This is a genomic window from Leifsonia sp. 10L418 (genome assembly GCF_056395445.1).
In genome coordinates, this window is record NZ_JBFTJN010000005.1 from 230,989 (window position 1) to 237,378 (window position 6,390).

The 6,390-nt window shown below is 65.0% G+C and carries 7 protein-coding genes; 2 read left to right on the forward strand and 5 right to left on the reverse strand.

Features of this window, described 5'->3' with window-relative positions; translation table 11 throughout:
* Nucleotides 1-12: 12 nt before the first annotated feature.
* Nucleotides 13-1,002, reverse strand: coding sequence for an asparaginase (locus AC1DCF_RS12735; protein WP_477211319.1), 990 nt, complete (start codon nucleotides 1,000-1,002; stop codon nucleotides 13-15).
* 20 nt (nucleotides 1,003-1,022) lie between these two features.
* Complete coding sequence (gene gabT / locus AC1DCF_RS12740; protein ID WP_477211320.1) at nucleotides 1,023-2,399, reverse strand: 4-aminobutyrate--2-oxoglutarate transaminase; 1,377 nt, start codon at nucleotides 2,397-2,399, stop codon at nucleotides 1,023-1,025.
* 96 nt (nucleotides 2,400-2,495) lie between these two features.
* Between gabT and AC1DCF_RS12745 the strand changes: the two genes are divergently transcribed.
* The gene (locus AC1DCF_RS12745; protein ID WP_477211321.1) at nucleotides 2,496-3,002 is read left to right on the forward strand and encodes an OsmC family protein; all 507 of its coding nucleotides are present in this window, start codon (nucleotides 2,496-2,498) and stop codon (nucleotides 3,000-3,002) included.
* The gene (locus tag AC1DCF_RS12750) at nucleotides 2,999-3,568 is read left to right on the forward strand and encodes a GNAT family N-acetyltransferase (protein ID WP_477211322.1); all 570 of its coding nucleotides are present in this window, start codon (nucleotides 2,999-3,001) and stop codon (nucleotides 3,566-3,568) included. Before AC1DCF_RS12745 ends, AC1DCF_RS12750 begins: the two co-directional genes overlap by 4 nt.
* A gap of 12 nt (nucleotides 3,569-3,580) precedes the next feature.
* Here AC1DCF_RS12750 and AC1DCF_RS12755 read toward each other — a convergent pair whose 3' ends face one another.
* From AC1DCF_RS12755 to AC1DCF_RS12765, 3 genes are all read right to left on the reverse strand, one after another.
* On the reverse strand, nucleotides 3,581-4,861 hold the full coding sequence (locus AC1DCF_RS12755; protein ID WP_477211323.1) for an LCP family protein: 1,281 nt from the start codon (nucleotides 4,859-4,861) through the stop codon (nucleotides 3,581-3,583).
* A gap of 125 nt (nucleotides 4,862-4,986) precedes the next feature.
* A complete protein-coding gene (locus tag AC1DCF_RS12760) occupies nucleotides 4,987-5,760 on the reverse strand; it encodes a lysophospholipid acyltransferase family protein (RefSeq protein WP_477211324.1) in 774 nt (257 codons plus the stop codon).
* A 273-nt stretch (nucleotides 5,761-6,033) separates the two neighbouring features.
* Nucleotides 6,034-6,390, reverse strand: a 357-nt coding sequence (locus AC1DCF_RS12765) for an HNH endonuclease signature motif containing protein (protein ID WP_477211325.1), incomplete at its 5' end; no start/stop codon positions are given.

A 6,390-nucleotide genomic window follows, 5' to 3' on the forward strand; every position in this document is an offset into this window, starting at 1 on the left:
ATGGTAGCGGGGTTAGATGTAGCTTGCTCGTATCTCGCCGACCGGATGTCCGGCCGCCAACACGTCAAGGTGAAGCTCTGCACGCACCGCGTCGACGGCAGCGGCATCGAGGGCCCCGGCATCCACCAACAGTCTCAGCGCGACGATTGGACCGACACGCAAGTTGCCGTCCAGCGTCTTGAGCGCGACAGTGGTTCCATCCGGAGCCGAGACCACCATGATTCCCTCAGCACCGAACTTCGCGAAGAGGCCCAGGCGTTCGATTAGCACGGTGTCGGCCTGGCCCGGACCGGCGACGACCCAGCCGTTGTCGCGAACGGCTTCGGCGAGGAAGCCCGCTTCACGGTAGATCGCGAACGGCGAGTTCGACCGGGAGGTGGCGATGCGGGCGATGCCACGAGCCAAGCCGGTCAGGGTGAGGGCGTGAACCGGGGCGCCGCATCCGTCGATGCCCGACGTGGCCGGGCGCTCACCGGTGAAGCGCTCGACGACGTCGAGGATGCGCTTCTGCAGCGGATGCGTGGGGGCGAGGTAGCCCTCGAGCGGCCAATCGTTCTGCACGCAGGCGACGAGCATCGCAGCGTGCTTGCCGGAGCAGGTCATGTAGACGGGAGCCTTCGTCGCGCCGAGGCGCACCAGGGCATCGCGCGCGGCCTGGTCTTCCGGCCAGGAAGCGGGGCAGCCGAGTGCTGACTCGTCGATTCCGGCGCGGGCGAGCAGCCCCCGCACGAGATCGACGTGCCTGGTGGTTCCGCTGTGGCTGGCGGTGGCGACCGCAGCATCGGTGCCACGCAGGGCAACGCCGCTGGCCATCACTGCGACAGCCTGGAACGGTTTCATTGCAGAGCGCGGAAAGACCAGAGCCGTCGCGTCTCCGAGTGTGCGCAGCACTTCGCCGTCGCCATTCAAGACGACAGCGGAGCCCGCATGACGTGATTCAACAAAGCCGCTGCGCTCGACGACGGCAAGCTCGACGGCATCGGTCACGGTGAAAGTCTGCACCTGGTGTTCCCCCGCGCCGATTAGAGTGCGGCGATGGCGTGGTCGATGACCGTGAGTGCGTCAGCAATCAAGGCATCGGTGACGGCCAGGCTCGGCAGGAATCGCAGAACGTTGCCGTAGGTGCCGGCAGTGAGCAACAGCACGCCGTGCTGCGCGGCGAAGGCGGCGATCGACGAGACAGCGGCGGCGTTCGGCAGCTTGGTGGTGTCGCCGGTGCCAGGCTGAACGAGCTCGATGGCGATCATCGCGCCCTTGCCACGGATGTCGCCGATGATGTCGTACTTGCTCTTCAACTTCGTCAGACCGGCGAGCAGCGCCTTCTCGATGCGGGCGCCCTCGGCCAGCAGGTCGTTGCGCTCGATCGACTCGAAGACGGCAATCGCTGCGGCGCAGGCAACAGGGTTGCCGCCGAAGGTTCCGCCGAGTCCGCCGGGCTGTGAAGCATCCATGATCTCGGCGCGACCGGTGACAGCGGCTAGCGGCAGGCCGCCGGCGATGCCCTTTGCGGTCAGAACGAGGTCGGGAACCCAGCCGAAGTGCTCGCTGGCGTAGTAGGCGCCGGTGCGGGCCATGCCGCTCTGGATCTCGTCGGCGATCATCACGACGCCGTTCGCGGTGCACCATTCCTGCAGGAGAGGGAGGTAGCCGTCGGCGGGAACCATGAAGCCGCCCTCACCCTGGATGGGCTCGACAACGAGGCAAGCCAGGTCGCTGGCGCCGATGACCTTCTCGAGGTAGGTGATGGTGCGTACTGCGGCATCCGCCCCGCTCAAACCATCGTGATAGGGGTACGAGCTCGGTGCGTGGTAGACGTCGCTGGCGAGCGGGCCGAATCCGGTGGCATAGGGCATCGCCTTGTAATTCATGGCCATCGTCAGCACGGTGCGGCCGTGATACGCGTGATCGAGCACGGCAACGGCGCGGCGGCCGGTGTACTTGCGGGCGATCTTGACGCCGTTCTCAACGGCTTCGGCGCCGGAGTTGATCAACACTGACTTCTTCTTGAAGTCACCGGGGGTGTGCGCGGCGAGCAACTCGGCGACGCGGATGTACTCCTCGTAGGGAGTGATGGTGAAGAGCGTGTGGATGAACTCCTGCACCTGGTTCGTGGCTGCTTCGACCACGTTTGCCTCGGTGTGGCCGACGGTGGTCACACCGATGCCGGCGCCCAGGTCAATGAAGTGGTTGTCGTCGAGGTCGACGAGGATCGCGCCGTTCGCCTTCTTGATGTAGACGGGGAGCGTCGACGAGACGCCCGTCGAGACGCTTTCCAAGCGACGTTTGTGCATCTCCACCGACTTCGGGCCGGGGATCGCGGTGAGGACCCTTCGTTCCTGCGGCACCGTATACGCGGCGGCGGACGGGCTGGCGGGGGCGGAGGCGAAGGTGTCAGTCATGATGGTTGAGTTTACCAACCCGGAGTCGGATGCCCGGGGTGATCCTGCGACAATTACCTGCACGGCTTGAGTCGCCGTGAGAACTGAGGAGACGCAATGGCCGGGGTGCTGAATGGGGTGCACAACTACGAAGTGCAGGTTGTCTGGGACGGAAACCGCGGGACCGGAACGAGCAGCTATCGTGCCTACGGCCGCGAGCACACGGTCTCTGCCGCCGGCAAGCCGGACATCGCGGCATCCGCTGATCGCACTTTTCACGGCAATGCCGATCGGTGGAACCCCGAAGAGTTCCTGCTCACCGCGCTGAGCGAGTGCCACATGCTCTCGTATTTGCATGCCGCGGTGCGAGCCGGTGTGACAGTCGTCGCTTACACGGATGCGGCCAGCGGCACCATGGTGCAAACCGGCGATGGCGGAGGGCATTTCACCGAGGCTCGACTTCGACCGCAGGTGACGGTAGCCGACCCGGCCCAGGTAGAACTGGCGCAGTCGCTGCATGCGGAAGCCGCTCGGGAGTGTTTCATCGCGGCATCAGTGAACTTTCCGGTGCTGCATGATGCGCACACCAGCGTCGCGAGCTTCGACGCAGTGCACCCCGAGTGAGCGGCATCGTCGCTCTGACTGTGCTCGACCGGGAGATCCTTCTCGAACTGGCCGAGGGTGATCTGGCCGCTGCGGGGGAGCGTGCCGGTGTGGTCTTTCCGGAGTTCTTCCGGGGGGAGTCCTGGCTATGGACGTTGCATGTGGCCCGGATGCACGACTATCCCGCGTCGGTGGGGTGGTTGTCCCGGGTCGTGACGCTGAAGGAAACCGATGAGGTGATCGGGCATGCCGGTTTTCACTTCAATCCGGATGCCTCCGGAATGGTGGAGATCGGTTACACGATTGTGCCGGAGTACCGAGGGCGCGGCTTGGCGCGGGAAACCGCGGGGGAGTTGCTCGCCTACGCGGCGGCACAGCCCTCCGTGCGGGTAGTGCGGGCAAGTGTGAGCCCCGAGAATGCAGCGTCGCTGTCGATCGTGCAGGGATGGGGTTTTGTGCACGTCGGTGAGGAATGGGATCCCGAGGATGGTCTAGAACTCGTTTTCGAGCGTCAGGCCGATGCTCCGCTGAGCTTCTCGTCGGCCACTGAACTAGTCGCCCACCGAACTAGTCGCCCACTGAACTAATCGGCCATCGGCCTAGTTGGCCACCGAGCACGTCTGCTGACTGCCGAGTTGCCCTTTCAGGCCGTCGATGACCTCGGGACCGGGGGTCGGTGCGGTGGTCGCAGCATCCGTGGCGGGGTCCGTAGTTCCTGCATCCGTGGAGCCATCCTCTGGCGCGGTCGGCGTCGTCGCTGGCGCGGCGGGATCGAGCGTGACAGCGTCGCTCAGCGAATCGTCGCTCAGGGTGAAGGGCTCGTCCGCCGCAATCTTCGCCAGGAGCAGCGCGGCGAGATCTTCGTCGGGAACCACCTTGTACTGATTGTTGGGGTCTTCGACGACGGGGTACTGGGCAAAGACGAGCTTGTCCAGATCAAGGTCTTTCAGGGTGAGCGCCATGCCGGCCATCGTGTTCAGGTCGGCGAGCGTGTCGGAAAGGACGACGTTCTCGGCTGCCGCTGTGGCGAGCTTCAGCAGCTTGGGCACGTTCGTGAGCGTCTCGCTGCTCTTCATCACACGCATCAGTGACGACATGTAGGCCTGCTGCGAGGAGATGCGTGACAGGTCGCTGCCGTCGCCGACGCCATCGCGTGAGCGCAGATAAGCGAGAGCCTGCTGCCCGGAAACCACACTTGTTCCCGCCGGAAGATCGAGTGCCGACGAAGGGTCATTGATTGCTTCGTCGAGGCAGATCGGGACCCCGCCGACCGCATCGCTCATTGCGACGGTTCCGGCGAAGGTGAAGAGTGCGGCGTAGGGAATCGAGAGGCCAGTCAACTCTTCGACGGTGGCGCGCACGCAACCGAGTCCGCCCCGCGCGTAAGCCTCATTCAAGGGCCTCGCGTATTCCTCGCCGAACTCCTCACCGGTGACCGGGTCGACGCATTCCGGCTGAGGGATGACGAGGTCGCGCGGGAGACTCAACGCGACGGCACTTAGATGATCGGCCGAGACGTGAAAGAGGATGTTGACGTCGTTGAGGGTGCCGTCGCGCTCATCGCCGAATGACTCGCCCTGCGTCTGCGAATTGTCGGCGCCGACGGCGAGGATGTTGAATCCGCCCTTGAAGGCGCCAAGGGTGGCGGCTGGCGGCGGCGCGGGTGCGTCAGTGCCGTTCGAAATGTCGACCGCATTGTTTGAGACGGCAGCGCTGAGCTTTGCGAAGGCGATCGAGGCGACGGCTGCGCCACTGACGAGGAGCACAGCCATAGTGATGGCGGTCGCCTGGATCAGCGGGAGAACTCGTGAGCGCCACGCGGAGGGGCGCTTCTGGTGACGGGCAATCGGAGCTGCCGTCTTCGAAGCGTCGTCAGTCATTCCCCGAGACTACCGGGCCTCGTATTCCCGCTCGACACGATGCTGGCCCTCTTTCGGGGGCAGAGGTTCGGGGGATGTTTGTGCAATTGCGACGTGCAGAATGATGTGCGGCGCGACGCTGAAGACTAGCGGCGTTCGCGCGGGAAAACCTTGTCGGCGATCTTGTGCAGGGTGCCGGCCGGCGGCGCTTCGTTGTAGACGCCGGCAAGTTCTTGCCCCGACAGCTCGTGGATGGCAGCCATGATTTCGTCGGTCGCGAGGCGCCTGGCCTTGCCGGATTCTGCCGAGCCGTGCACGCTCACGTCAATGGGGGTGCCGAACTTGACGGTGACCTTGCGGATGCGGATTCCCTTGGTGCCGACGGGCTGGATCTCCTGCGTTCCGATCAACCCGACGGGGACGACAACGGCTCCCGTCGTCAACGCCAGCCAGGCGACACCGGTGCGGCCCTTATAGAGACGGCCGTCGAGCGAACGGGTGCCTTCCGGGTAAATTGCGAACGCGCTGTCGGATTCCAGGATGCGGCGACCGGCATCCAGGGCATCCTGCGCGGCCTGGCCCGCGCCGCGTTCGACGCCGACAGCGCCGATCGAGGTGAAGAAGGTGCGCGAGATCCACCCCTTCAGGCCGGTGCCGGTGAAGTAGGTGCTCTTGGCCAGAAACTGCACACGCCGAGGTGCGGTCAGCGGGATGACCAGGCTGTCGATGAACGAGAGATGGTTGCTCGCCAGAATCACGCGTCCCGTCTTCGGGATGTTCTCGCGACCGGTGATCGTCGGGCGAAAGACGAATCGGGCGATCGGGGCCATGATTCCGTAGCCGAGAAAGTAGACGAGTCCCGGCCGTTTGGCTTCGCTGACTTCGTCGGGGGCGTCAACTGCGTCATCGTCATTTGTCACGCATCGACACTACCTCGCGTTGTATGCACCCGAGGGCATGAGTCGACTTCATGTTCGTGGTCGACCCCGCAGAGACCGAGTCTTGGTGGTCGAGGAGCGGCCGATGGAGTCGTGCGTGTCTCGAGATCCCGAGGGCTGGTCTCGAAAACGCGGTCATCGCGGTGGTCGAGTCTGTCGGGGCCGATCCATCTCGGTGATCGAGGAGCGCCCGACGGAGTCGGACGTGTCTCGAGATCGCGCGAGCCGGTCTCGGGGACCCTTCGTCCGGGTGGGTCAGCGGCCGAGGGTGGTGTGGGCGCGGTGCTGGTTGGCGGGGATCCAGTCTCTGCCGAGTCCCATCCAGGGTGGTGCCTTGATCTGCACGGCGCCGTTGAGGATGCGGATCTGCCAGCCGGAGGTTTCGATGGTGGAGTGGTGGTACCAGCAGAGGGCGACGCCATTGTTGACGGTGGTTGTGCCTCCGTGCCGCCAGGGGATGACGTGGTGCAGTTCGGCCCAGCCGGGCGGTGAGGTGCAGCCGGGGATGATGCAGCCGCCGTCCCGGGCGATGATCGCCTTGCGTTGCCCGGAGGAGAAGAAGCGTTGTTTGAGGTCGAAGGCGACGATTTCACCGGCGTCGTCGGCGAAGAC

Bases quoted from the DNA above. Each gene is read 5' to 3' on its own strand.
- gabT (WP_477211320.1), bottom strand. From the start codon at position 2,399: ATGACTGACACCTTCGCCTCCGCCCCCGCCAGCCCGTCCGCCGCCGCG.
- AC1DCF_RS12745 (WP_477211321.1), top strand. From the start codon at position 2,496: ATGGCCGGGGTGCTGAATGGGGTGCACAACTACGAAGTGCAGGTTGTC.
- AC1DCF_RS12755 (WP_477211323.1), bottom strand. From the start codon at position 4,861: ATGACTGACGACGCTTCGAAGACGGCAGCTCCGATTGCCCGTCACCAG.